The organism is Actinomadura sp. KC345 (assembly GCF_004348515.1).
Taxonomy (GTDB): Bacteria; Actinomycetota; Actinomycetes; order Streptosporangiales; family Streptosporangiaceae; genus Spirillospora.
On record NZ_SMKH01000111.1, the window covers coordinates 1 to 23,058 of the forward strand.

The 23,058-nt window shown below is 72.3% G+C and carries 22 protein-coding genes and 1 pseudogene; 16 read left to right on the forward strand and 7 right to left on the reverse strand.

The window, feature by feature from the left end; all coding sequences use genetic code 11:
* Together E1281_RS19560 and E1281_RS19565 are read right to left on the reverse strand one after the other, a co-directional pair.
* A pseudogene (locus E1281_RS19560) lies at window positions 1-243 on the reverse strand (hypothetical protein); the annotation flags it as partial.
* Between the two features lie 61 nt (window positions 244-304).
* Window positions 305-1,861, reverse strand: coding sequence for a hypothetical protein (locus tag E1281_RS19565; protein WP_131880225.1), 1,557 nt, complete (start codon window positions 1,859-1,861; stop codon window positions 305-307).
* Window positions 1,862-1,964: 103 nt separating this feature from the next.
* Between E1281_RS19565 and E1281_RS19570 the strand changes: the two genes are divergently transcribed.
* On the forward strand, window positions 1,965-2,660 hold the full coding sequence (locus E1281_RS19570) for an HAD family hydrolase (protein ID WP_131880226.1): 696 nt from the start codon (window positions 1,965-1,967) through the stop codon (window positions 2,658-2,660).
* A gap of 12 nt (window positions 2,661-2,672) precedes the next feature.
* On the opposite strand, the gene E1281_RS19575 is transcribed toward E1281_RS19570, so the two are convergent.
* From E1281_RS19575 to E1281_RS41965, 3 genes are all read right to left on the reverse strand, one after another.
* The gene (locus E1281_RS19575; protein ID WP_131880228.1) at window positions 2,673-3,737 is read right to left on the reverse strand and encodes an SAM-dependent methyltransferase; all 1,065 of its coding nucleotides are present in this window, start codon (window positions 3,735-3,737) and stop codon (window positions 2,673-2,675) included.
* A 78-nt stretch (window positions 3,738-3,815) separates the two neighbouring features.
* The gene (locus E1281_RS19580) at window positions 3,816-4,112 is read right to left on the reverse strand and encodes a hypothetical protein (RefSeq protein WP_131880230.1); all 297 of its coding nucleotides are present in this window, start codon (window positions 4,110-4,112) and stop codon (window positions 3,816-3,818) included.
* A 79-nt stretch (window positions 4,113-4,191) separates the two neighbouring features.
* Window positions 4,192-5,172, reverse strand: coding sequence for a ferritin-like domain-containing protein (locus tag E1281_RS41965; protein ID WP_243717127.1), 981 nt, complete (start codon window positions 5,170-5,172; stop codon window positions 4,192-4,194).
* 224 nt (window positions 5,173-5,396) lie between these two features.
* On the opposite strand from E1281_RS41965, the gene rimP reads away from it, so the two are divergent.
* From rimP to E1281_RS19660, 15 genes are all read left to right on the forward strand, one after another.
* The gene (gene rimP, locus E1281_RS19590) at window positions 5,397-6,116 is read left to right on the forward strand and encodes a ribosome maturation factor RimP (protein ID WP_131880232.1); all 720 of its coding nucleotides are present in this window, start codon (window positions 5,397-5,399) and stop codon (window positions 6,114-6,116) included.
* 25 nt (window positions 6,117-6,141) lie between these two features.
* The gene (gene nusA, locus E1281_RS19595) at window positions 6,142-7,191 is read left to right on the forward strand and encodes a transcription termination factor NusA (RefSeq protein ID WP_131880255.1); all 1,050 of its coding nucleotides are present in this window, start codon (window positions 6,142-6,144) and stop codon (window positions 7,189-7,191) included.
* 40 nt (window positions 7,192-7,231) lie between these two features.
* Complete coding sequence (locus E1281_RS19600; RefSeq protein WP_243717129.1) at window positions 7,232-7,498, forward strand: YlxR family protein; 267 nt, start codon at window positions 7,232-7,234, stop codon at window positions 7,496-7,498.
* 108 nt (window positions 7,499-7,606) lie between these two features.
* Window positions 7,607-10,669, forward strand: coding sequence for a translation initiation factor IF-2 (infB, locus tag E1281_RS19605; protein ID WP_131880236.1), 3,063 nt, complete (start codon window positions 7,607-7,609; stop codon window positions 10,667-10,669).
* Between the two features lie 273 nt (window positions 10,670-10,942).
* Entirely contained in the window at window positions 10,943-11,251 is a 309-nt protein-coding gene (locus tag E1281_RS19610; RefSeq protein WP_279433628.1) for a DUF503 domain-containing protein, read from the forward strand.
* 74 nt (window positions 11,252-11,325) lie between these two features.
* Window positions 11,326-11,880, forward strand: coding sequence for a 30S ribosome-binding factor RbfA (gene rbfA, locus E1281_RS19615; protein WP_131880238.1), 555 nt, complete (start codon window positions 11,326-11,328; stop codon window positions 11,878-11,880).
* Window positions 11,877-13,043, forward strand: coding sequence for a bifunctional oligoribonuclease/PAP phosphatase NrnA (locus E1281_RS19620; protein WP_243717131.1), 1,167 nt, complete (start codon window positions 11,877-11,879; stop codon window positions 13,041-13,043). The genes rbfA and E1281_RS19620 overlap by 4 nt, the downstream gene beginning before the upstream one ends.
* A gap of 14 nt (window positions 13,044-13,057) precedes the next feature.
* A complete protein-coding gene (gene truB / locus E1281_RS19625; protein WP_131880240.1) occupies window positions 13,058-13,957 on the forward strand; it encodes a tRNA pseudouridine(55) synthase TruB in 900 nt (299 codons plus the stop codon).
* Between the two features lie 93 nt (window positions 13,958-14,050).
* Window positions 14,051-14,719 carry a hemolysin III family protein gene (locus E1281_RS19630; protein WP_243717133.1) on the forward strand — a complete coding sequence of 223 codons (669 nt, stop codon included), beginning with the start codon at window positions 14,051-14,053 and terminating at the stop codon, window positions 14,717-14,719.
* Between the two features lie 95 nt (window positions 14,720-14,814).
* A complete protein-coding gene (locus E1281_RS19635) occupies window positions 14,815-15,753 on the forward strand; it encodes a bifunctional riboflavin kinase/FAD synthetase (RefSeq protein WP_165959007.1) in 939 nt (312 codons plus the stop codon).
* Between the two features lie 368 nt (window positions 15,754-16,121).
* Window positions 16,122-16,391 carry a 30S ribosomal protein S15 gene (gene rpsO, locus E1281_RS19640; protein ID WP_131880244.1) on the forward strand — a complete coding sequence of 90 codons (270 nt, stop codon included), beginning with the start codon at window positions 16,122-16,124 and terminating at the stop codon, window positions 16,389-16,391.
* Window positions 16,392-16,739: 348 nt separating this feature from the next.
* Window positions 16,740-19,076, forward strand: a complete 2,337-nt coding sequence (locus E1281_RS19645) for a polyribonucleotide nucleotidyltransferase (RefSeq protein ID WP_131880263.1) — start codon at window positions 16,740-16,742, stop codon at window positions 19,074-19,076.
* A gap of 122 nt (window positions 19,077-19,198) precedes the next feature.
* Window positions 19,199-20,509, forward strand: a complete 1,311-nt coding sequence (locus E1281_RS19650; RefSeq protein ID WP_131880246.1) for a pitrilysin family protein — start codon at window positions 19,199-19,201, stop codon at window positions 20,507-20,509.
* Between the two features lie 80 nt (window positions 20,510-20,589).
* Complete coding sequence (gene dapB / locus E1281_RS19655; RefSeq protein WP_131880248.1) at window positions 20,590-21,327, forward strand: 4-hydroxy-tetrahydrodipicolinate reductase; 738 nt, start codon at window positions 20,590-20,592, stop codon at window positions 21,325-21,327.
* A complete protein-coding gene (locus tag E1281_RS19660) occupies window positions 21,327-21,863 on the forward strand; it encodes a transglutaminase family protein (RefSeq protein ID WP_131880265.1) in 537 nt (178 codons plus the stop codon). Before dapB ends, E1281_RS19660 begins: the two co-directional genes overlap by 1 nt.
* Before the next feature lie 157 nt (window positions 21,864-22,020).
* On the opposite strand, the gene E1281_RS19670 is transcribed toward E1281_RS19660, so the two are convergent.
* Window positions 22,021-22,548: an SRPBCC family protein gene (locus tag E1281_RS19670; RefSeq protein WP_131880249.1), complete on the reverse strand. Its 528-nt coding sequence runs from the start codon at window positions 22,546-22,548 to the stop codon at window positions 22,021-22,023.
* Complete coding sequence (locus tag E1281_RS19675; protein WP_131880251.1) at window positions 22,545-22,865, reverse strand: metalloregulator ArsR/SmtB family transcription factor; 321 nt, start codon at window positions 22,863-22,865, stop codon at window positions 22,545-22,547. The genes E1281_RS19670 and E1281_RS19675 overlap by 4 nt, the downstream gene beginning before the upstream one ends.
* Window positions 22,866-23,058 lie beyond the last annotated feature (193 nt).

Consider the following 23,058-nt stretch of genomic DNA (forward strand, 5'->3'; position numbering starts at 1 on the left):
GTCTGATTCGGCGGGGGTGTCCGGGTGGGGGCGCTCATCGTCGTCCTCTCTGGCCGCCTGCCGTTCGTAGTCGGTGATGCCCAGGCCGTCTCGGCTCTGTTCGGGTTCCTCGATCACCAGGTTCTCGGGCGGGTCGGTCACGTACTCCTCGGTCAGGCCGATCTCCTCGTCCTGATCGTTGTCGCCCATATCGTCGATGTCCTCGCGGAAGTCGCGGGTCTCACCGGGCTTGCGTGCCCTCATGCCTCCTCCACGGTCCTGCTCGGTTTCGCTGATCGGACCGGTATCCCCGCTGACCGCCTCCCTACTCCCGGTCGCGGACGGCGACGAGCCCGCCGATCACGCCCACGTACGCGGTTCCGTCCGGGCCGAGGGTGATCGGCGCCCAGTTGTTGTCGAACCACTTGCCGGGACCCGTCAGCACCTTGTAGACGGTCCTTCCCGTATGGACGTCCACCGCCGTCAGGTACCAGGCGTCGATGAAGTCGTTGCGCGGCTCCTTCGTGTAGAGGTAGAGCAGCCCGGCGGGGACGGAGACCTTGGGCACGGTGGACGGCGACCGTTCCTCGCTCGTCCAGACGGTCTCGCAGCCGCCCCCGCCCGGCTTGACGTCCACACGGCTGACACCGCCCACGGACGATCCCCCCGGCGGAAGCTCGAAGAAGTTGCGGTAGCCGTAGTTGTTCTCGACGAACAGGCTGTTTCCGTACCCGACGAGCGAGTTGTCCGTCGCGCTCTGCCCGCTGCCGAACACGGGGATCCGGCAGACCAGCCGCCCGTCGTCCCTACGGCGGACGATCACGTGCATGCGGTCGTCGGCGTTGTCGGTGATGGCCACGTATCCGTCGCCGAAGAACGTGGGGGTCGTTCCCGAGCCCTGGTCGATCTGGCCGGGCTTGCGTCCGCTGCCCCTGTCGTAAGCCTCGCGCCAGATGACCTCGGGCGTCCCGTTCTCGTCCGCCCGCATCTGGTAGAGCGCGTGGTCGGACACGATCGACACGCCGTTCTCGGACGTCGCGAACGAGTTCTGGATGCTCTCGCCCTGGAGGCGCGTCATCCGGACGGTGCCGGAGTCGGGATCGACCGTGCCGACCCGCCCGTTCCGCGTGACCCACCAGATGAGGCCGTCCCAGTCGGGCCCGACAGACGTGATGGGGTCGCATTCGCCCTTCGGCCACGGGTTGGTCCAGGTGGCGCAGTCGTGGGGGAGGTGACCGCTCAGATCCCAGTCGTCGGTGACCCTGAAGCGCCACGCGCCGTCCGGGCCCTTCTCGTGCGCGAACCGCCGCAGGTGGAACGCCGAGTCCGCGAGGACGGCGCGGTCCTGCGGGTCCAGGTAGTAGTACGCGCCGCCGGAGGTGTCGGTGAGCACCTTGTCCAGGCTCAGCGAGAACACGGCCTGGACGGTGGACGGCCTGGGCGGCAGGTCGTAGGTGGTGAGGTCCTTCAGCGTCTTCGGGTCGATCAGGCGCAGCACGAAGTTCTGCCCGCGCGTGCACTGCGCCACGATCAGGCCCGTCCGGCGGGCGAACGTCACCGTCGAGCACAATCCGGGCAGGCCGCCGCCCTTCGCCTCGTTGAGGACCTCCGGGTCGCGTCCGAGCGGCCCGGGGAACGGGTAGGTGTCGGACGCGTGGCTGTCGGCGTGCATGGACGACGTCCCCACGGGTCCCTGGTGCGGATTGGCCGGGACGGGACGGCCCGCCAACGGCTTCGGCGTCGCGGGCCCGCCGATGAAGGCCGGGACGAAACCGCGGCCGGGGCCGTCGGGGATCGGGTCCGCCGCCGCGGGCACGGCGGCGGCCGCCCCGGTGGAGAGCAGGGCGGCGGAGAGGACGGCGGCGATCAGGGCTCTGCGCATGCGGGCTCCTCGCTGGGCGTAGGTGCCCCGGTCGCGCCTTCCGGGATGGTCCACCACGTAAAAGGGTGATCGTTCGCGGCGTCGGGATGGTTACGATCCGGGCATGGGCGTACAAGCTGTGATCTTCGACTGGGGCGGCACGCTGACCCCCTGGCACGACCTCGAACTGGCCGACATGTGGCGCGCGATCTGCTCCGCCCACCTTCCCCCGGGCGACGTCGAGAAGGCCGCCGCCGCGCTCGCCGAAGCGGAGCTGGAACTCGCGCGCCGCGGCACCGACGAGCACCGCAGCGCCACGCTCGCGGAGGCGTTCGCGATGGCCGGGATCGAGCCGACCCAGGCCATGCTGGACTCCCACTTCGAGACGTGGACCCCGCACACCCACACCGACCCCGCCGTCCCCGGCCTGTTCCACGCCCTCCGGGCCCACGGCATCAAGATCGGGATCCTGTCCAACACCATCTGCACGCGCGAGTGGCACGAGCGCGTCTTCGCCCGCGACGACGTCCTCGGCCTGCTCGACGGCGCCGTCTACTCCAGCGAGATCCCCTGGACCAAGCCGCACGCCAACGCGTTCCGCGCCGCCATGGACGCCGTCGGCGCCACCGACCCCGGTTCCTGCGTCTTCGTGGGCGACCGCCCCTACGACGACATCCACGGCGCCAAGTCCGCCGGGCTCCGCGCCGTCCAGATCCACCACCAGACCACCCACGCCTTCGAGCGCCCCGGCCTCACCCCGCCGGACGCGCTCATCCACGACCTGGACGAGCTTCTCCCGCACGTCGAACGCTGGATCTGACCGGCGTCCGGTCTACGCGGGCGGCTTCTGGGCCGTGATCAGGTCCCGGGAGATGGCCTGGTCGACGCGGTGGCGGAAGGCGCGTTGGGCGTCCGAGTCGTGGACCTGGAGGCCGCTGGAGGCGAGGATCTCCGCGAGGTCCTCGCGGCGGCCCACGAAGGTGTTCCAGGAGATGCCGATGGCGCCGCCGGGCCGCAGGAGGCGGGCCCAGTCGGGCAAGGCCGCCCCGAGCAGCTCGACCGGGCTGCGGGACAGCTGCGGCCTGCCCTTGCGGCCCGGTCGGGCGCCCTTGGAGCGGCTGCCGTGCTGGACGCCGTACGGGGCGTCGGTCACGATCATGTCGAAGGAGGCCGGGCGGAAGAACCGGCCCGCCCCCGTGGAGTCGGCGTTCACGACGGTGATCTCCATCGTCTCGCCGCCCTTGTAGAGCTCCTTGGAGGCGCCCAGCGTGACGTGCAGGCGGCGTCCGATCACGGCCTTCTCGCGCCGGACGCTGGTGACCTCGGCCCGGTGCTTGACACGGTTGTTCTTCAGCCAGGTCTTGATGAAGGCCGCGTAGGCGTCGAAGTCCTTGCCGTCGATGTCGATCCCCGCCGCGTCCAGCCCGTACATCATGGCCTGGTTGAGGGTCGTGCCACGGCCGCACATGGGGTCGAGCACGCGGGGCCGGCCCGTGACCAGGTCCATGGGGGAGTCGGTCGCCATGGCGGTGACGTTCAGCAGGAGCTTGGTGAAGTACTCGTTGGTCTTGCCGGAGTACTTCTGGATGGTGAGCAGGTCACTGCCGAACAGGTCGAGAGGCTGGAGCGTGACCGGCCGGAGAAGTTCGTCCTCGATCTGGAACAGCGCATAGAGCGACGACAGGTTCGACAGAAGGCGGACGTCCTGTTCCGCAAGGTCGTCGGCGGAGAACGTCACGTACGGGACGCCGCCTATCTCCGTCTCCTCGATGTCGCGGACGCGCCCGTCGAGCGCCCGTTCGCTGAACACCGCCAGCTCGGCTCTCACCAGCTCGGTGGCGGCCTGTGCATAGACCCGGTTGTGCGAGGGGGAGACGAGGAGGCCGTACGCGGTCATTCGGCCGAGATTAACAGCAGGCCGGCCGGTGCCGTGACCGCCGGGAGGCGCTGCCCCGGCGGTCCGCACGCCCCCCGGTCAGGCCGCCCGGGCAGACCTTTCCCCGCCGCCGGACGCGTCCGAGGCGGCGGGTAGCTCCGGAGCGGACGGAGCCTCCACCGCCGGGAGGTCGGGAAGGTGCCGGGCGGCGGCGTGGAGCAGCTCGTGGACGCGGCTCGTGAGGCTGGCGAGGTCGGCCCGCGCCACATCGGCCTGGGCCTGCGCCCGGCGCGCCTGCCGCCGCGCGGCGTCCCGCTCGGCGGCGAGCCGGACCAGCTGTTCGTGGTAGGCGGCCCGGAGCTCGTCGAGCGCGTTTCCCTGCGGAGACGTGGTCATGGACTCCTCCCCCGAATGATCCCCTGTTATTTGGGACTAACGCGATCAATCGGGCGATTCCTTCCCGGCGTGCTGGAGATCACTCACCCGGTTCGGGGCGAGGCGAGAGCGCCGACGGCGGCAGCCCGGGGAACGCGTCGTCCGGCGCCGGGAGGCCGGCCCTGTAGCGCCAGCCGGCCGACCGCGCCAGCGCGCGCTGGGCGCTGTCGGCGGCGAAGGCGCGCAGGTCGGGGGAGGAGAGACCGGCCAGGCCGACGTACGCGGGGACGAGATCGTCCTCCAGGGCCGCCGCGAGCCGGGCGGCGCTGCGGGCGGACGTGACCTCGACGGGCAGGTCGTAGGCGGCCGCGGCGGCGACCGGCTCGCCGGACAGGAGCGCGACCAGCGCGTCGCGCTGTACGCGGTGGGCGTCCCACACGGCCTTCGCCGTCTCCCTGAGCGAGCCGCGCAGGCGGGCGCCGAGCACTCCGTACCCGTACACGGCGGCGTGCTCGGCCGCCAGCGCCGTCCGGACCGTCTCGGCGCCGGACCGCGACCGGACGGCCGGAGGCTCGCCCGTCGCCAGCATCGCGTGCCCCGCCTCGCAGGCGCCGATGCTGGCCAGCAGCTGCGCCAGCGCGGGGGCCGCCTTCGCGGCGTCCGCGGTGCGGGCCTTCGCGGCCCGGTCCTCGGCGTCGCGCAACGCCGCGGCGGCCTTGTTCCCGTCCGGAACCGGGAGTGCGCTCGGCGCCGGGATGGCGCCGCCCTCCCCGGCCCGGTCGCCCGAACCGGGGACGTAGTGGCGCTTCAGGACGGCGAGATGCTCGCGATGATGGGCGAGGACCGGGTCCAGCCGCCCGGCCAGCGATGCGTCGGCGGAGCGCACCGCCTCGTAGGTGGCGATCAGGTCCTGCTCGGACGCGATCGCGCCGACCAGCGTCGGCACGTCCTCGTGGGGGGCGGTCTCGGCGGCGCAGGCCGCCGCCGGCAGGACGAGCAAGGCGCCGCCCAGGGCGGCGCCCCGGCCCAGCAGCACGCGGCGGGACACGGCTCCCGGCAAGCGCGGCACGGCCTCTGGCAAGGGAGTCTCCTCACCCGACGGTGTGGTGGTGTCGGCCCGCCGCGGCCCAGGTACCTGGACGCGTCCATCAGGCCAGCTCAAGCATTCCATATCCGCCGCGCCGGTGAGCAGTCGGAAAAACCGCCGCGGTCCCCGGCTGTCGATAGTCTTGAGATGTCAACGGACGAGCGGCCCGGGAAACGGGTACGCCCGCGACCGCAGGCGCACAACAGAGGAGGGGTCCCATGAGCGTCGAGTCCCGCGGTGGCAGCGCTCAAGGGGGGCGCGACCGGAACGGGCGCCGGCAGGAGCACCCGCCCGCCGTGCCGCGCCCGTCGCGCGACGCCACCGTCTCCGCGCTGACCAGGATTCTCACGCCCGCGGTGAACGAGGCGGGCTTCGACCTGGAGGAGGTCGACGTGCGGCCCGCCGGCCGCCGCCGTCTCGTCAAGATCGTCGTGGACGCCGACGGCGGCGTCGGCCTCGACGACATCGCCCGGCTGAGCGAGGCGGCCTCCGGGCTGCTCGACGGGTCCGACGTCCTGGGGACCTCGCCGTACGTGCTGGAGGTGACCTCCCCCGGCGTCGACCGCCCCCTCACCGAGCCGCGGCACTGGCGCCGCGCCGTCGGCCGGCTGGTCGTCGCGCCGTTGACGGAGGGAGGCCAGATCGAGGGCCGCGTGGTGGCGGCCGACGACGAGGCCGTCGAGATCGACGTCGTCCAGAAGAACCGGAGCAAGGGAGCCGGCGCCAAGGGAGCCGGCGCCAAGGGAGCCGGCGCCAAGGGAGGCGGCGCCCAGGGAGGCAAGGACGGCGGCAAGGGAGGCAAGGGCGCCCGGCCCGGGACCGCACGGCGCCGGTTCGGTCTCGGCGAGCTGGGGCGCGGCCGTGTGCAGGTGGAGTTCAAGCCCGCTCCCTCCGCGGGCGCGGCCGAGGCAACGCGTTCTCCGGCTGAGCCGGACTAGAGGGGGGAACCTCGTGGACATCGACATGACCGCCCTACGGGGCCTGGAGAGCGAGAAGGACATCTCGCTCGAGGTGGCCGTCAAGGCCATCGAGGACGCCCTGCTGATCGCCTACCACCGGACGGAGGGCGCGGCGCCGAAGGCGCGCGTCGAACTGGACCGGCAGAGCGGGCACGTCACGGTCTGGGCGACCGAGACCGACGAGGAGGGCACCGCCCTCCGGGAGTACGACGACACCCCGACCGGTTTCGGCCGCATCGCGGCGACGACCGCAAAGCAGGTCATCCTCCAGCGCCTGCGGGACGCCGAGGACGAGCTGACGTTCGGCGAGTACGCCGGGCGCGAGGGCGACATCGTCAGCGGCATCATCCAGCAGGGCAAGGACCCGCGGAACGTGCAGGTCGACCTCGGCAAGATCGAGGCCGTGCTGCCGCCGCAGGAGCAGGTGCCCGGCGAGCGCTACGACCACGGCGAGCGGCTGCGCGCCTACGTCGTGCAGGTCCGCAAGGGGCACCGCGGCCCGTCCGTGCAGCTGTCGCGGACGCATCCGAACCTGGTGCGCAAGCTGTTCGCGCTGGAGGTCCCGGAGATCGCCGACGGGACGGTGGAGATCGCCGCGATCGCCCGCGAGGCCGGGCACCGCACGAAGATCGCGGTGCGCTCCCGCAAGGCGGGCGTGAACGCCAAGGGCGCCTGCATCGGCCCGCTCGGCAGCCGCGTCCGCAACGTGATGGCCGAACTGCACGGCGAGAAGATCGACATCGTGGACTGGTCCGAGGACGCCGCCGAGTTCGTCGGGAATGCGCTGTCGCCCGCGCGGGTTTCCAGTGTGGAGGTCGTCGACGCCGACGCCCGGGTCGCCCGCGTGATCGTGCCGGACTACCAGCTCTCCCTCGCCATCGGCAAGGAGGGCCAGAACGCCCGTCTCGCCGCGCGGCTCACCGGCTGGCGGATCGACATCCGCTCCGACACCGAGCCCGATCAGACGGCCGCGAAGGCCGTCGAGACCGGCGAATCCGGATCTTCTTCTCCGGAGGAGCATGCGGCAGGCCCGGCCGACGCGTCGGCGCGGTAGACTCATGCAACGTGGCCGGGCGGCCCCTGTTCGCACGTGTGTGGGCTGCCGGGTCCGCACGGTCAAGTCCGACCTGCTGCGCCTGGTGGTGGTCGAGGGCGTCATCGTCCCCGACCCCCGTGGGCGGCTGCCGGGACGGGGTGCGCATCTGCATCCCGACCTGGGGTGCCTCGACCTCGCAGAGCGACGTCGGGCGTTCCCGAGGGCGTTCCGCGTCCCCGGGCCGCTCGACGCCGGTGCGCTGCGGGAGCGGCTTGCGGCCCGCGCCGCGCGGCAGCAGGATGGCCAAATGGTAAGCGACGTCTAGTCGGAAGCAGGTCGAGATTGCTATGAGCGCTCGATGAGCACGCCGCGATGAGTACGGCAAGTTAGCGACGGTCCGGAGGCCGCACCCCCGGACCGAGTAGGGAGTGCAGTGGCGAAGGTCCGGGTATATGAACTCGCCAAGGAGTTCGGTGTAGAGAGCAAGGTCGTCATGGCCAAGCTCAAGGAAATGGGCGAGTTCGTACGATCGGCGTCCTCCACGATCGAGGCGCCGGTCGAACGCAGGCTGAAAGAAGCCTTCTCAAATTCTTCTTCTCCCCCGAAGCAGGGGGACAAGCGGGCCGCGCCGAAGAAGCCTTCGGCACCGCGGCCCGCCGCGCCGCGTCCGGGACCGTCCGGCGGCGGCGCATCCGATTCCCAGAACGCGCGCTCGCAGGCCCCCAAGCCCGCGGCACCGCGCCCGGCGGCGCCCAAGCCCGGCCTCGGCGGTCAGGGCGGCGGTCAGGGCGGTGCCCCGAAGCCGGGCCCGCGCACGCCTGTCCCGCCGGCACCCGGCACGCCGGTGGAGGCGCCCGCGGCGCAGGGCCCGAGCGCCCCGCCCGCGGCCGGCCCCGTCGACTCCGGGGAGTCCGGTTCCGGCGGTGCCGGTACGGGCGGTGCCGGTACGGGCGGTGCCGGTACCGGCGGCCGCGCGCCCGGAGGCCCGAAGCCGGGTCCCCGCGCGCCCAAGCCCGGCCCGCGTCCCGGCCCTCGCCAGGGCGGCGGAGGCGGTGGCGGCGGGCGCGGCCCCGGCGGCCCGCGTCCGGGCAACAACCCGTTCAGCTCCAACGCCTCCGGCATGGGCCAGGCGCCCAAGCCGGGCCCGCGTCCCGGCCCGCGTCCGGGCGCCGAGCGCCCCGAGCGCGGCGACCGCCCCGGCGGTGACCGGGCGGGCGGTCCGCGTCCCGGTGGCGGCGGCCGTCCCGGTCCCGGTGGTCCCGGTGCCGGCGGTCCGCGTCCGAGCCCGGGCGCCATGCCGCCCCGGCCGGGCGGTCCGCGCCCGAGCCCGATGAACATGCCGTCCTCGCGGCCCGCGGCGCCTGGGCGCAGTGGTCCCGGTGGCGGCGGCGGACGCGGCCCCGGTGGCGGCGGCCGTCCCGGTGGCGGCGGTGGCCGCGGTCCGGGCGGCGGCGGTCGTCCCGGCGGCGGTGGCGGCGGCTTCGGCGGTGCCCGCCCGGGTGCCGGCGGCCGTCCGGGCGGCGGCTTCGGTCCCCGTCCCGGCGGCGGTGGCCGCGGCCGCGGCGGCACGCAGGGCGCGTTCGGCCGTCCCGGCGGACGTCCCGCGCGCGGGCGCAAGTCGAAGCGGGCGCGCCGTCAAGAGTTCGAGAACATGCAGGCGCCCGCCGTCGGCGGTGTCTCGGCTCCGCGCGGCAACGGCAAGACCATCCGGCTGCCGCAGGGCGCGACCCTGACCGACTTCGCCGAGAAGATCGGCGCCAACCCGGCGTCGCTCGTCGCGATCATGATGCACCTCGGCAAGATGGTCACCGCGACCCAGTCGGTCGACCCCGACGACCTCCAGGCCCTCGGGCTCGAGCTGGACTTCGACGTCCAGGTCGTCAGCCCCGAGGACGAGGACCGCGCGCTGCTCGAGTCGTTCGACATCGAGTACGGCGAGGACGAGGGCGGCGAGGAGAACCAGCTGCCCCGGCCGCCGGTGGTCACCGTCATGGGCCACGTCGACCACGGTAAGACCAAGCTGCTGGACGCCGTCCGGCACGCCAACGTGCAGGCGGGCGAGGCCGGCGGCATCACCCAGCACATCGGCGCCTACCAGGTCGAGACCGAGGTCGACGGCGAGGACCGCAAGATCACCTTCATCGACACCCCGGGCCACGAGGCGTTCACCGCCATGCGCGCCCGCGGTGCCGACACCACCGACCTGGTGGTGCTGGTGGTCGCCGCGGACGACGGCGTCAAGCCGCAGACCACCGAGGCGATCGACCACGCCACCGCGGCGGGGGTCCCGATCGTCGTGGCGGTCAACAAGATCGACGTCGAGGGCGCGGACCCGAACCGGGTCCGGGCGCAGCTCACCGAGTACGGCCTGGTCGCCGAGGAGTTCGGCGGCTCGACCCAGTTCGTGGACGTGTCGGCCAAGCAGCGCGAGAACATCGACGGGCTGCTGGAGGCGATCGTCCTGACCGCCGACGCCGAGCTGGAGCTGAAGGCCAACCCCGAGATGCCCGCCCAGGGCTCGGCCATCGAGGCCCACCTGGACAAGGGCCGGGGCGCCGTGGCGACCGTGCTGGTGCAGCGCGGCACGCTGCGGGTCGGCGACTCGATCGTCTGCGGTGTGGCCAACGGCCGCGTCCGGGCGATGCTCGACGAGAACGGCAACAACGTCAAGGAGGCGGGCCCGTCCCGTCCGGTGATGGTGCTCGGCCTCGCGGCCGTGCCCGGCGCGGGCGACAACTTCCTGGTCGTCGACGACGACCGGATCGCCCGGCAGATCGCCGACAAGCGGGTGGCGCGCAAGCGCAACGCCGAACTGCTCAAGAGCCGCAAGAGCAGCTCCCTCGAGGAACTGTTCAAGGACTTCCAGGAGGGCAAGCGGCAGGAACTGCTGCTCATCCTCAAGGGCGACGTGTCCGGCTCGGTCGAGGCGCTGGAGGACTCGCTCCTCAAGATCGACGTGGGCGACGAGGTCGGCCTGCGGATCATCCGCCGAGGTGTCGGCGCGATCACGCAGGACGACGTCAACCTGTCGCTGGCGTCCGAGGAGGGCGCGGTCATCCTCGGCTTCAACGTGCGGCCGGAGCGCAACGCGCAGGATCTGGCCGACCGCGAAGGCGTGGACATCCGGTACTACTCGGTGATCTACCAGGCGATCGACGAGATCGAGGCGGCCCTCAAGGGCATGCTCAAGCCGGAGTTCGAGGAGGCCCAGCTCGGCACCGCCGAGGTCCGGGAGATCTTCAAGGTGCCGCGGATCGGCAGCGTCGCCGGCTCGATGGTCACCTCGGGGATCATCCAGCGCAACGCCAAGGCGCGGCTCGTCCGCGACGGCGTCGTGGTCGCCGACAACCTCACGGTGTCGTCGCTGCGCCGCTTCAAGGACGACGCGACCGAGGTCCGCGAGGGCTTCGAGTGCGGTATCGGCGTGGGCTACAACGACATCAAGCTCGGAGATGTCATCGAGTGCTTCGAGATGCGGGAGAAGCCCCGCGCCTGAGGCCTCGTGAGCGACACGCGCGCGTCCGCGCGGTCCCGGTTCCGGCCGGGCCGCGCGGACGGCCGTGTCGTACCCGGCTCGCCCGGCCCTCGACGATGTGATCGTTTAATCGGTGACCTGGCGCCAGGCGGATCTTCTAGCCTGGCGTCTGTCATACCCGGCCCGTTCCCCCGGCGCCCGCCTCACCCGGCCCTGGCCGGCGGCGGCGCGCGGCGGTCGCAGGCAGGGAACACGGCGGGTGACCACCGTCGTTCAACTTCTGAGGATCCTGAGGTGATCGACCAGGTGTACGTGGGTGCGCTGACGCTCGACATGCTGCTGGGGGACGTCCATTCGCTGAAGCAGAAGCGGTCCGTCCTCCGGCCGATCATCGCCGAGGTGCAGAAGCACTTCCCGGCGGTGGCGGTCGCCGAGACCGGCGAACAGGACCTGTATCGCAGGGCGGAGGTCGGAGTGGCGGTGGTGTCGGGCACCGCGGCCAACTGCACCCAGGTGCTCGACCGGTGCGAACGGCTGATGGCCGGGCGCCCGGAGATCGAACTGCTGTCCGTGCGGCGGCGGCTTTTCCATGACGAGGACTGACCGCGGGGTCGCCCCCCGCACAATGAGAGATGCGTGTTCGGTCCTCAGGCAGACCAGAGAAAGGGAGTGCGATCATGGTGGACGCAGCTCGGGCGCGTAAGCTCGCCGACCGCATCCAGCAGATCGTGGCCGAGATGCTGGAGAGGCGGATCAAGGATCCGCGGCTCGGCTTCGTGACCGTGACGGACACCCGCATCACCAACGACCTGCGCGACGCGACCGTGTACTACACGGTGTACGGGTCGGACGGCGAGCGCGCCGAGACGGCGGCGGCGCTGGAGAGCGCCAAGGGCGTCATCCGGACCGAGGTGGGCAGGAAGACCGGTGTGCGGCACACGCCCAGCATCACCTTCGTCATGGACTCCCTGATGGAGAACGCCGCGCACATCGACGACCTGCTGGCCCAGGCCCGCGCCAGGGACGCCGAGGTCGCGAAGGCGGCCCAGGGCGCCTCCCCGGCCGGCGAGGCCAACCCCTACCGGGAGGCCGGGCCCGACGAGGACGAGGACCTCGACGAGGACGACGACGACGAGGACCTCGACGAGGACGAGGACGACGACCCGGACTTCGACGGGCACGACATCGCGGAGGACGGAGAGGACGGCCGTCCCGGGCGCCCGCCGTCGTGAGCGGGACCGAGCGGCGCGCGGAGGCACCGGGCGCCGGCTGGGCCGAGGAATGCCGTCTGCACGACCCGGGCGGGCACGCGGCGAGCGGCCATGACGTCGTCCCCCGCGGCGGCGTCCGAGGCGGCGGCCCGCCCGTGCCCGCCGAGCGTTCCGCGGCGGAGGGCTCGCCCGGCGGGCTGGATTGGGAACGGGCCGTCGGGCTCATCCACGAGGCCCGCGAGGTCTCCCTCGCCTGCCACGTGGCCCCCGACGGGGACGCGCTCGGCTCCATGCTGGCGCTGGCGCAGGCCCTGCGGGTGCTCGGCAAGCGCTGCCTGGCGTCCTTCGGGGAGCCGTTCACGGTTCCGGCGATCCTGCGGTTCCTGCCCGGCCAGGAGATGCTGGTCGAGCCCGCCCGCATGCCCGCCGCCCCGGACCTCATGATCTCCCTGGACGCGGCCGGGCAGGCGCGGCTGGGCTCGCTGGCCGAGCCCGCCGGACGCGCCGGCGCCCTGATCGTGCTCGACCACCACGCGTCCAACACCGGGTTCGGCGGGGTGCGGCTGGTCGACCCGGACGCCGCCGCCACCGCGGTGCTGGTCGAGGAGCTGATCCGCAGGCTCGGCGTCCCGCTCGACCGCGACATGGCCCAGAACCTGTACGCGGGCCTCGCCAGCGACACCGGCTCGTTCAAGTACCCGTGCACCACCCCCGAGGTCCACGACCTGGCGGGACGGCTGCTGACCGCGGGCGTCCGGCCGGAAGCGGTGAGCCGGGAGCTGTGGGACCGGGCGCCGTTCGGCTACCTCCAGGTCCTCGCGGGCGCGCTGGCGCGGGCCCGGCTGGAACGCGACGCCGCCGGCGGCCGCGGCCTGGTCTGGACCACGATCGCGCGCTCGGACCGCGATGCCCGCGACGTCCCCTACGACCAGCTCGAAGGGGTCATCGACCAGCTCAGGCGCACCGACGAGGCCGAGGTCGCGGTCGTGTGCAAGGAGAACGACCGCGGCGAGTGGTACGTCTCCACCCGCTCGAAGGGCTCGGTCGACGTCGGCCGCGCCTGCGTCGAGCTCGGCGGGGGCGGGCACCGCACCGCCGCCGCGTTCACCATGGGCGGGGAGCCCGCCGGCATCATCGACCGGTTGCGCGCGGCGCTGCGCGTCCCCGGTGACCCGGACGACTGACCTTCGGAGCGCACGTGGACAACTCGGACAACTCGGACAACTCGGACAACTCGGGGCTCGTCATCGTCGACAAGCCCGCCGGCTGGACGTCGCACGACGTGGTCGGCCGGATGCGGCGGCTGGCGGGGACGCGCCGGGTCGGGCACGCGGGCACGCTGGACCCGATGGCGACCGGCGTCCTGGTGCTCGGGGTCGGCAAGGCCACCCGCCTGCTCGGCCATCTCGCGCTGACCGAGAAGGGCTACGACGCGACGATCCGGCTCGGCGAGTCGACCAACACCGACGACGCCGAGGGCGAGATCACCGCGGCCGCGCCGGCCGCGGCGGTCACCGACGCGGCGCTGCGCGCGGGGGTCGCGGCGCTGACCGGGCCGATCCGGCAGGTTCCGCCGCAGGTCAGTGCGATCAAGGTGAACGGGGAGCGCGCCTACAAGATGGCCCGCAAGGGCGAGGAGGTCGTGCTCGCCGACCGCCCGGTCACCGTGCACGAGTTCGCGGTCACCGGCGTGCGGCGGAACGGCGACGTGATCGACGTGGACGCGTCCGTCGCCTGCTCGTCCGGTACCTACATCCGGGCGCTGGCCCGGGACCTCGGCGCGTCCCTCGGCTGCGGCGGGCATCTGACCGCGCTGCGCCGCACCCGCGTCGGCCCCTACGACCTCGGCATGGCGCGGACGCTCGACCGGCTCGCCGAGACGATGGAGATCCTGCCGATGGCCGAGGCGGTCGCGGCGGTGTTCCCGCGCCGGGACGTGTCGGACGGCGACGCCCGCAAGGTCGCGCACGGCGGACGGCTCCCGGCCGCGGGCCTCGGACCCGGTCCCGTCGGCGTCTTCGCGCCCGACGGCTCGCTCCTTGCCCTGGTCGAGGAGCAGGGCCAGGTCGCCAAACCCCTCGCCGTCTTCGTCTCCTGACCCCGTGGCGAGCATCACGGGCAGCGGCGATGACAGCCAACCTACGCTCAAGTAACCTACGTAACCGTAGGTCCGTTGGGTAAGGAGGTGCCTGTGACCACTGTGAACGACCACCCTCCGGTGGCCTCGCCCACCCGCCCGCGGCTGCGCGGCTGGCTGCACGTCGGCGCGTTCCCCGCGGTGCTCGTCGCCGGACTCGTCCTCGTCGCGCTCGGCCCGACCGTGCAGGCGCGGCTCGCGTCGGCGGTGTACGTGGCGACGTCTGGAATGCTGTTCGGAATCTCGGGAACCTACCACCGGCAGACCTCGCACCGGCTGATGGAGGTCCTGCGCCGCTTCGACCACGCCAACATCTACCTGATCATCGCCGGGACCTACACGCCGTTCGCCGTCCTCGCGCTCGACGGCGGCGTGCGGATCGCCGTCCTCGCCATCGTGTGGACGGGCGCCATCGCGGGCGTCATCTTCCGGACGGCCTGGATCGGCGCCCCGCGCGCCCTCTACGTGACCCTCTACATCGTCCTGGGCTGGGTGGCGGTGCTCTTCCTGCCGCAGTTCCTGTCCGGCGCCGGCCTCGCGGCCTGCCTCCTGGTCGCGGTAGGGGGCGTCTGCTACAGCGTCGGGGGAGTGGTGTACGGACTGCGCCGCCCCAACCCGTCGCCGAACTGGTTCGGATTCCACGAGGTCTTTCACGCCTGCACGCTCGCCGCCTACATCCTGCAGTACATCGCCGTGTCCCTGGTCGTGTACCAGTCCGGCTGACACCGGGCCCCCTGGGTGCGACGTCCCCCGCCCCCGCATGGCACCCTAGGACGACGGAGATACCGGGCAGGCACGTCCTACGCAGGGAGAGAATGGTGCGGCGCTGGAATGGCCTCGGCGAGGTTCCCGCAGACTGGGGCCGTTCAGTGATCACGATCGGCGTGTTCGACGGTGTGCACCGCGGCCACCAGCGGATCGTCGGCACCGCCGTGGCGGAGGCCCGCCGCCGCGGCCTGAGCTCGGTGGTCATCACCTTCGACCCCCATCCGGACGAGGTCGTCCGCCCCGGCACGCACCCGCCCCTGCTCGCCGGCACCAAGCGCCGCATCGAGCTGCTGGAGGGCCTCGGCGCCGACGCCGTCGTGGTCGTCCCGTTCACGCTGGAGCTGTCGAAGGTGCCGCCGGACGAGTTCGTCCAGTCGGTCCTGGTCGACCGCCTCCACGCCGCCCACGTCATCGTCGGCGAGGACTTCCGGTTCGGGCACAAGGCCAAGGGCGACGTCGCGCTGCTGCGGGAACTCGGCGACAAGTACGACTTCACCGCCGAGGGCATGCCTCTGGTGGCCAACGGCGGCACGATCTCGTCCACCTACATCCGCGAGCGGCTCGACGCCGGCGAGGTGGACCTGGCGGCCGGGGCGCTCGGCCGCCCGCACCGCGTCGAGGGCGTCGTCGTGCGCGGCCACCAGCGGGGCCGCGCGCTCGGTTTCCCGACCGCCAACCTGGAGACGCTGCCGCACACCGCGATCCCCGCCGACGGCGTCTACGCCGGCCGGCTGGTCTGCGACTCCGACCGCTACCCGGACTTCAGCTGGCCGGCCGCGATCTCGATCGGCACCAACCCGACGTTCGAGGGAGTCGAGCGCACCGTCGAGGCCTACGCGCTGGACCGCGACGACCTCGACCTCTACGGCGAGCACATGGCCGTCGATTTCACCGCCCGCATCCGCGACACCCTGAAGTTCGACTCGGTAGAGGCCCTGATCGAGGAAATGCACCGCGACGTGGACAGCGCCCGCGAACTCATGTCCTGAACCCTTCGCCCACCGCCCCAGCCACGCACGCGAGCGCGCGACCTGACCGGTGGGGCGAAGCCGGAGGCGATTCCCACCGGGAAGATCGCCGGGCGATGGCCGAGCGAAGCTCGTCGTTTGAATGGTGGCGGGTGGGGGCTGGAGGACGGTTTCGCGCTCGCACAAGACCGGTCAAGGTGCGAGCCGCCAGGCGAGCACCTTGGGCCGGGCTTGCAGCCAACATGGTACGGTGAAGAGTCGCCGGGAAGGGCCCTGGCGCGGCTGGCTGCACCCTCATGCGGCCCGCCACTCTCTCAACACGCACCATGCGGACCCGCCGCCCGACCGGGCCCCGGATCTGCGGGTGACGATTTCATCGAAGGAGCCACGTGTCGCTCGACACCGCCACGAAGAAGCAGATCATCGCCGAGTACGCGACCACTGAGGGTGACACCGGGTCTCCGGAGGTCCAGGTCGCGCTGCTGACGCGCCGCATCAACGATCTGACGGAGCACCTCAAGGAGCACAAGCACGACCACCACAGCCGCCGCGGCCTCCTGTTGCTGGTCGGCCAGCGGCGCCGGCTCCTGAAGTACCTGTCCAACAAGGACATCAACCGCTACCGGCAGCTGATCGAGCGACTCGGCCTGCGCCGCTAGGACGCTGAGGGAGTGGCCCGCGGGGCCACTCCCTCCGCTTTTTCGGCCGAGGGACCGCGCGTCCCGTACGGCCGAGCCGGGGCCCGGCCGGACGGGCCGGGCCGCCGGCACACAGGCCGCCCCGGTCACGAGACCGCGGGCGGGCCGCAAAACTGCAGACAAGCCTCGCGGACACCGCTGGTGCGGGCCGGTCCTCGGTAGTGGCTTCCGGATCCGTTCCGCCGCATCGGCGGAGATCTCGATCCGGGTGCTTCGATCGAAGACCGGCAGCGTGTGAAACCAACGGGAAACGGCCGCGAGGACCGATATGGAACCCCAAGGAGGTTTCCCGTGACTGAAGCCGTGCGCATCGACGGTGCACAGAGCACCGAGGCCGTGATCGACAACGGCCCGTTCGGCACCCGCACCATCCGCTTCGAGACGGGCCGAGTGGCCCGCCAGGCCGCCGGCTCCGCCGTCGCCTATCTCGACGACGAGACGATGGTGCTGTCCGCGACCACCGCTTCCAAGAAGCCCAAGGACAACCTGGACTTCTTCCCGCTGACCGTGGACGTCGAAGAGCGGATGTACGCCGCCGGGCGCATTCCCGGCTCGTTCTTCCGCCGCGAGGGCCGTCCCTCCGAGGACGCGATCCTCACCTGCCGGCTGATCGACCGGCCGCTGCGCCCGTCGTTCACCAAGGGGCTGCGCAACGAGATCCAGGTCGTCGAGACGATCATGGCGCTGAATCCCGAGCACCTGTACGACGTCGTGGCGATCAATGCCGCCTCGATGTCCACGCAGCTCGCCGGGCTGCCGTTCTCCGGCCCGATCGGCGGCGTCCGCGTCGCGCTGATCGAGGGCCGGTGGGTCGGCTTCCCCACCCACCCGGAGCTGGAGCGCGCCACCTTCGACATGGTGGTCGCCGGCCGTGTGCTGGCCGACGGCGACGTCGCGATCATGATGGTCGAGGCGGAGTCCACCCGCGACACCCTCCAGCTCGTCGGCGAGGGCGCGACCGCGCCGACCGAGGAGACCGTCGCGGAGGGCCTGGAGGCGGCCAAGCCGTTCATCAAGGTCCTGTGCAAGGCGCAGAGCGACCTCGCGGCCGTCGCCGCGAAGGAGACCGCCGAGTACCCGATCTTCCTGGACTACCAGGACGACGTCCTGGCCGCCGTCACCGACGAGGTCGGCGGGGACCTCGCGCAGGCGCTGACGATCGCCGGCAAGCAGGAGCGCGAGGCGAGGCTTGACGAGATCAAGGCCGCCGCCGCCGAGAAGCTCGCCGAGACGTTCGAAGGCCGCGAGAAGGAGATCTCGGCCGCCTACCGCGCCGTCACCAAGAAGCTGGTCCGCGAGCGGGTCGTCCGCGACGGGCTGCGCATCGACGGCCGCGGCCTCAAGGACATCCGCCAGCTCACCGCCGAGGCGCACGTGATCCCGCGGGTGCACGGCTCGGCGCTGTTCGAGCGCGGCGAGACCCAGATCCTCGGGGTGACCACGCTGAACATGCTCCGCATGGAGCAGATGATCGACACGCTGAACCCCGAGCGCACCAAGCGCTACATGCACAACTACAACTTCCCGCCGTACTCGACCGGTGAGACCGGCCGGGTCGGCTCGCCCAAGCGCCGCGAGATCGGCCACGGCGCCCTCGCCGAGCGCGCCCTGATCCCGGTGCTGCCGACGCGCGAGGAGTTCCCGTACGCGATCCGGCAGGTGTCGGAGGCGCTCGGGTCCAACGGGTCCACCTCGATGGGCTCGGTCTGCGCGTCCACCATGTCGCTGCTGGACGCGGGCGTCCCGCTCAAGCAGATGGTGGCGGGCATCGCGATGGGCCTGATCAACGAGGGCGACGAGTACGTCACGCTCACCGACATCCTCGGCGCCGAGGACGCGTTCGGCGACATGGACTTCAAGGTCGCCGGCACCCGCGACCTGATCACCGCGCTGCAGCTCGACACCAAGCTCGACGGCATCCCCGCGTCGGTGCTGGCCGCCGCGCTGAAGCAGGCCAAGGGCGCCCGGCTGGCGATCCTGGACGTGATGCAGGAGGCCATCGAGGCGCCCGCCGAGATGAGCCCGAACGCGCCGCGGATCATCACGATCAAGGTTCCGGTCGACAAGATCGGCGAGGTCATCGGCCCCAAGGGCAAGATGATCAACTCGATCCAGGACGACACCGGCGCCGACATCACGATCGAGGACGACGGCACGATCTACGTCGGCGCCACCGACGGCCCGTCCGCCGAGGCCGCGCGGCAGGCGATCAACTCGATCGCCAACCCGCACATGCCGGAGGTCGGCGAGCGGTTCCTCGGCACCGTCGTCAAGACCACGACGTTCGGCGCGTTCGTGTCGCTGCTGCCCGGCAAGGACGGCCTGCTGCACGTCTCGCAGATCCGCAAGCTGCACGGCGGCGCCCGGATCGAGAACGTCGAGGACGTCATGGGCGTCGGTGAGAAGATCCAGGTCGAGGTCACCGAGATCGACCAGCGCGGGAAGCTGTCGCTGGTGCCGGTCGACGTGATCGAGCGCGAGGCCGAGAACGGCGGCCAGGGCGACGGCGGCGGCGCGCCCGCCGCGGCGGCCGACGCCTCGGACGACGACTCCGGGGAGCGCTCGGAGAGCCGCGACGACGGTGAGCGCCGCCCGCGCCGCCGCCGCACCCGCCGCGGTGACGACTCCGGCCAGCGCAACTCCTGATATCCGGCACGTGACCGGCCGGTCCGCCGTCGAACAGCCAGGCAGCCGCCCTCGCAACGGGCGGCCGGGGGCTGCGGGACGGCGGGCCGGCCGGTTCCCATCTACGCAGAAGTGAGCGACACGTGACCCTGCCGGCGAGGGCGCAGGAGCCCGGCACCACCATCACGATCCACACCGAGGGCGCCGGCGCGGTGCGCCGCACCGTCCTCCCCGGGGGGCTCCGGGTCATCACCGAGACGATGCCGACCGTGCGGTCGGCCGCGTTCGGCATCTGGTCGGCGGTCGGCTCCCGCGATGAGGCGACCGCGGACACCGGCGCGAGCCACTACCTGGAGCACGTGCTGTTCAAGGGCACGAGGCGGCGGTCGGCGCTGGAGATCTCCGCGGCGATCGACGCGGTCGGCGGCGACCTCAACGCGTTCACCGCCAAGGAGTACACCTGCTACTACGCGCGGGTCCTGGACTCCGACCTCCCCCTCGCCGTGGACGTGGTCTCCGACATGGTCGCGGCGTCGGTCAACCGTCCCGAGGACGTCGAGGCCGAGCGCGGCGTGATCCTCGAAGAGATCCACATGCGCGACGACGATCCCGGGGACCTGATCCACGACGAGTTCGCCACCGCGCTGTACGGCGACACCCCGCTCGGACGTTCCATCCTCGGCACCGAGGACTCGATCAACGCGCTGTCGCGGGACCGGATCCACGGCTACTACCGGGAGCACTACGTCCCGTCCAACCTGGTGGTGTCGGTGGCGGGCAACATCGACCACGACGAGGTCGTCCGGCTGGTGTCCGAGGCGTTCGGGGAGCACCTGACCGGCGACGCCGCGCCCGCCGCGCCCCGCCTGAACGGCACGCTCGCTCCCATGGACCCGCGCGACGTGGTGATCGACAAGGACACCGAGCAGGCGCACATCATCCTCGGCGGCGCCGGCGTCCCCCGCACCGACGACCGCCGGTTCGCGCTCGGCGTCCTGAACGCGGCCCTCGGCGGCGGCATGTCCTCCCGCCTGTTCCAGGAGATCCGCGAGAAGCGCGGCCTCGCGTACTCCGTCTACAGCTACACCGCCCAGTACGCCGACTCCGGCGTCTTCGGCGTCTACGCGGGGTGCCAGCCCGCCAAGGCCGAGGAGGTCCTGTCGATCTGCCGCGACGAGGTCGGCAAGGCCGCCACCGAGTGCCTCACCGACGAGGAACTGGAGCGCGGCAAGGGCCAACTGCGCGGCGCGATGGTCCTCGGCCTGGAGGACACCGGCTCCCGCATGAGCCGCATCGGCAAGAGCGAACTCGTCTACGAGTCGCTGCTGCCCGTGGACGAGGTCCTGGCCCGCATCGAGGCCGTCACCCTCGACGACGTCCGCGCCATAGCCGGCGAAGTCCTGGCCAAGCCCCAAGCCCTGACGGTGATAGGCCCGGTGGGCGACACCTTCTGACCGCCCGTCGGGCGGAGCGCGCGGCATGGGGAAGCGGCCCTGACGATAGGGTCGGGCGGGACGCCAACCGGGAGGAACACGTGATCAAGGTCGGGGTGCTGGGCTCGCGGGGCCGGATGGGCGCCGAGGTGTGCCGCGCCGTGCAGGGAGCCGAGGACATGGAGCTCGTCGCCGCCGTCGACCAGGGCGACGCGTTCGACGCGCTGACCGCCGCCGAGGTCGTCGTCGACTTCACCCACCCCGGCGCCGTCATGGACAACCTCAAATGGTGCGTCGAGCACGGCCTGCACGCCGTCGTCGGCACCACCGGCTTCGAGCCGTCCCGCCTCGACACCGTCCGCTCCTGGCTGACCGACGACTCGACGGGCAATGTCATCATCGCGCCGAACTTCGGCATCGGCGCGGTCCTCATGATGCACTTCGCGCAGAAGGCCGCCCCGTTCTTCGAGTCCGTGGAGATCGTCGAGACCCACCACCCGAACAAGGCCGACGCCCCGTCCGGCACCGCCTACCGCACCGCCGAACTGGTCGCGGCCGCCCGCGCCGAGGCCGGCGCGGCGCCGTCCCCGGACGCCACCACCTCCGAGGTCGACGGCGCCCGCGGCGCCGACGTGGACGGCGTCCGCGTGCACGCCGTCCGCCTGTCCGGCGCCGTCGCCCACCAGGAGGTCGTCCTCGGCGGCCACGGCGAGATCTTCACCATCCGGCACGACGCGATGGACCGCGAGTCGTTCATGCCGGGCGTCCTGCTCGCCGTCCGCAAGGTCCCCGGGCTCGACCGCCTCACGCTCGGCATCGAGTCGCTCCTCGGCCTGTGATGGACTTCGCCGGCGACCCCTGGGACTACCTCGCCGCGTCCGAGGCGATCGACATCGAGCACCCGCTCGTCCAGGCGGTCGCCTCGGACATGCGCACCGGCGACGACATCGCCTACGCCCGCTCGGCCTTCGACCACGTCCGCGACGAGGTCGCCCACTCCATGGACGCGGGCGACCCCCGCGTCCCGTGGCGCGCATCCGACGTCCTCGACCAGCGCACCGGCCTCTGCTACGCCAAAGCGCACGCCTACGTCGCCCTCCTGCGCGCGGGCGGCATCCAGGCGGGCCTGTGCTACCAGCAGACCGACGGGGTCCTGCACGGCCTCACCGCCGCCCTGATCGACGACCGCTGGGTCTACCTCGACCCCCGGGGCAACAAGCCCGGCGTGGACGTCCGTTTCTCCTCGTCCGAGAACCGCCTCGCCTACCCCGGCGACCCGATCCGTCCCACCGTCTACGCGAAGCCTCCTCCACCCGTCCTGGAGGCCCTCAAGACGATGCCCCGCCCCTCGGCTCTCTCCGCCGCCCTCGTTTGAACCTCTGTTTCGCGTCACCCGCCGACTGCGGTCGCGCCTGCGCCTCCCCGGACGACCGGTTCCGCCCGGAGTCCACGGCATCCTGCCCGCCCGGGCCGCCCGCCGAGCCCAGTCATCTGACGGGGCGGCCGGGTGAGCCAGTGGGCGGCGTGCAAGGTCAGGCCGGTCGGTTCGCTTCCGCCAGGGCACTGTAGAACTCGACCAGCACGGCTTCGTCGGGGCCGTCGGCCGCGCCGCCGTCGAGGTGGCCGCCGAGGGCGTCGAGGATCACGTGCCAGCCCGCGGTGTAGTGGATCGCCGGTTCGCGGCGGAGCGGGCGGTGCAGCAGGACCAGGACGGTGTGGTCGCCGTCGGCGGTGAGCTCCCAGCGCACCGTCGCGGGCGGCTCGCCCGGCCAGACCCAGGTGTGCTCCAGGTGCCGAGGCTCCTCCACGGCGAGCACCCGGCCTTCGGCCCCTCCCTCGTCGCCGAAGTCGAACACGACGGCCCCGCCCTCGGTGGCGTCGATCGTCACTCCCGGTATCCAGCGCGCCTGCCGGTCCGGCGAGGTGAGGGCCGCCCAGACCCGCTCGGGCGAGTGCGCGAGCCGCCGCTCGAAGCGGATCTGCCAGTGGCCGTCGTCTCCGACGCCCAGCGTGCCGCGCCGCTCGCCCGGGAAGGGCGGCTGGTCCTGGCCTGCGCTCATGATGGTTCCTCCCATTGCTCGTCAAGATGCCGTTCGAACGCGTCCAGGCGGGCCGCCCAGTTGCTGCGGGTCCGCTCGATCCACGTGCTGACCTCGTCGAGGGCCGCGGGCTCCAGGCGGTAGATGCGCTGCTGCGCCTGATGGCGCCAGCTCACCAGGCCCGCCTCGCCGAGCACCCGCAGGTGCCGCGAGACGGCCGGCCTGCTGACGTCGAACTCGGCGGCGAGCTCCCCGGCCGGCCGCTCGCGCTCGGCCACCAGTTCCAGCAACCGCCGCCGCACCGGATCGGAGAGGGCCTCGAAGACGTTCGTGGTCACACCCCCTTTGTAACCCCTGTGTTAAGTAACGCGCAAGTTAAACACCGATCCGGGCGGAGTCGGCCGAGGAGGGCGGGGGCGAGCCCGTGGCCAGGCGGCCGGTGACCGCGCGTTCCCGTCGTCCTGGAGGACCGTGTGCGGGGGGTGACCGGATCCGTGATCCCGCCGGGTTCACTGCGGGGCGGGCGGGGTG

Coding starts and splice junctions, on each gene's coding strand:
- E1281_RS19580 (WP_131880230.1), bottom strand. CDS start 4,112: ATGACCACGTCTCCGCAGGGAAACGCGCTCGACGAGCTCCGGGCCGCC.
- E1281_RS19670 (WP_131880249.1), bottom strand. CDS start 22,548: ATGAGCGCAGGCCAGGACCAGCCGCCCTTCCCGGGCGAGCGGCGCGGC.
- nusA (WP_131880255.1), top strand. CDS start 6,142: ATGACCGCCCTACGGGGCCTGGAGAGCGAGAAGGACATCTCGCTCGAG.
- E1281_RS19565 (WP_131880225.1), bottom strand. CDS start 1,861: ATGCGCAGAGCCCTGATCGCCGCCGTCCTCTCCGCCGCCCTGCTCTCC.
- rimP (WP_131880232.1), top strand. CDS start 5,397: ATGAGCGTCGAGTCCCGCGGTGGCAGCGCTCAAGGGGGGCGCGACCGG.
- rbfA (WP_131880238.1), top strand. CDS start 11,326: ATGGTGGACGCAGCTCGGGCGCGTAAGCTCGCCGACCGCATCCAGCAG.
- E1281_RS19660 (WP_131880265.1), top strand. CDS start 21,327: ATGGACTTCGCCGGCGACCCCTGGGACTACCTCGCCGCGTCCGAGGCG.
- E1281_RS19570 (WP_131880226.1), top strand. CDS start 1,965: ATGGGCGTACAAGCTGTGATCTTCGACTGGGGCGGCACGCTGACCCCC.
- E1281_RS19575 (WP_131880228.1), bottom strand. CDS start 3,737: ATGACCGCGTACGGCCTCCTCGTCTCCCCCTCGCACAACCGGGTCTAT.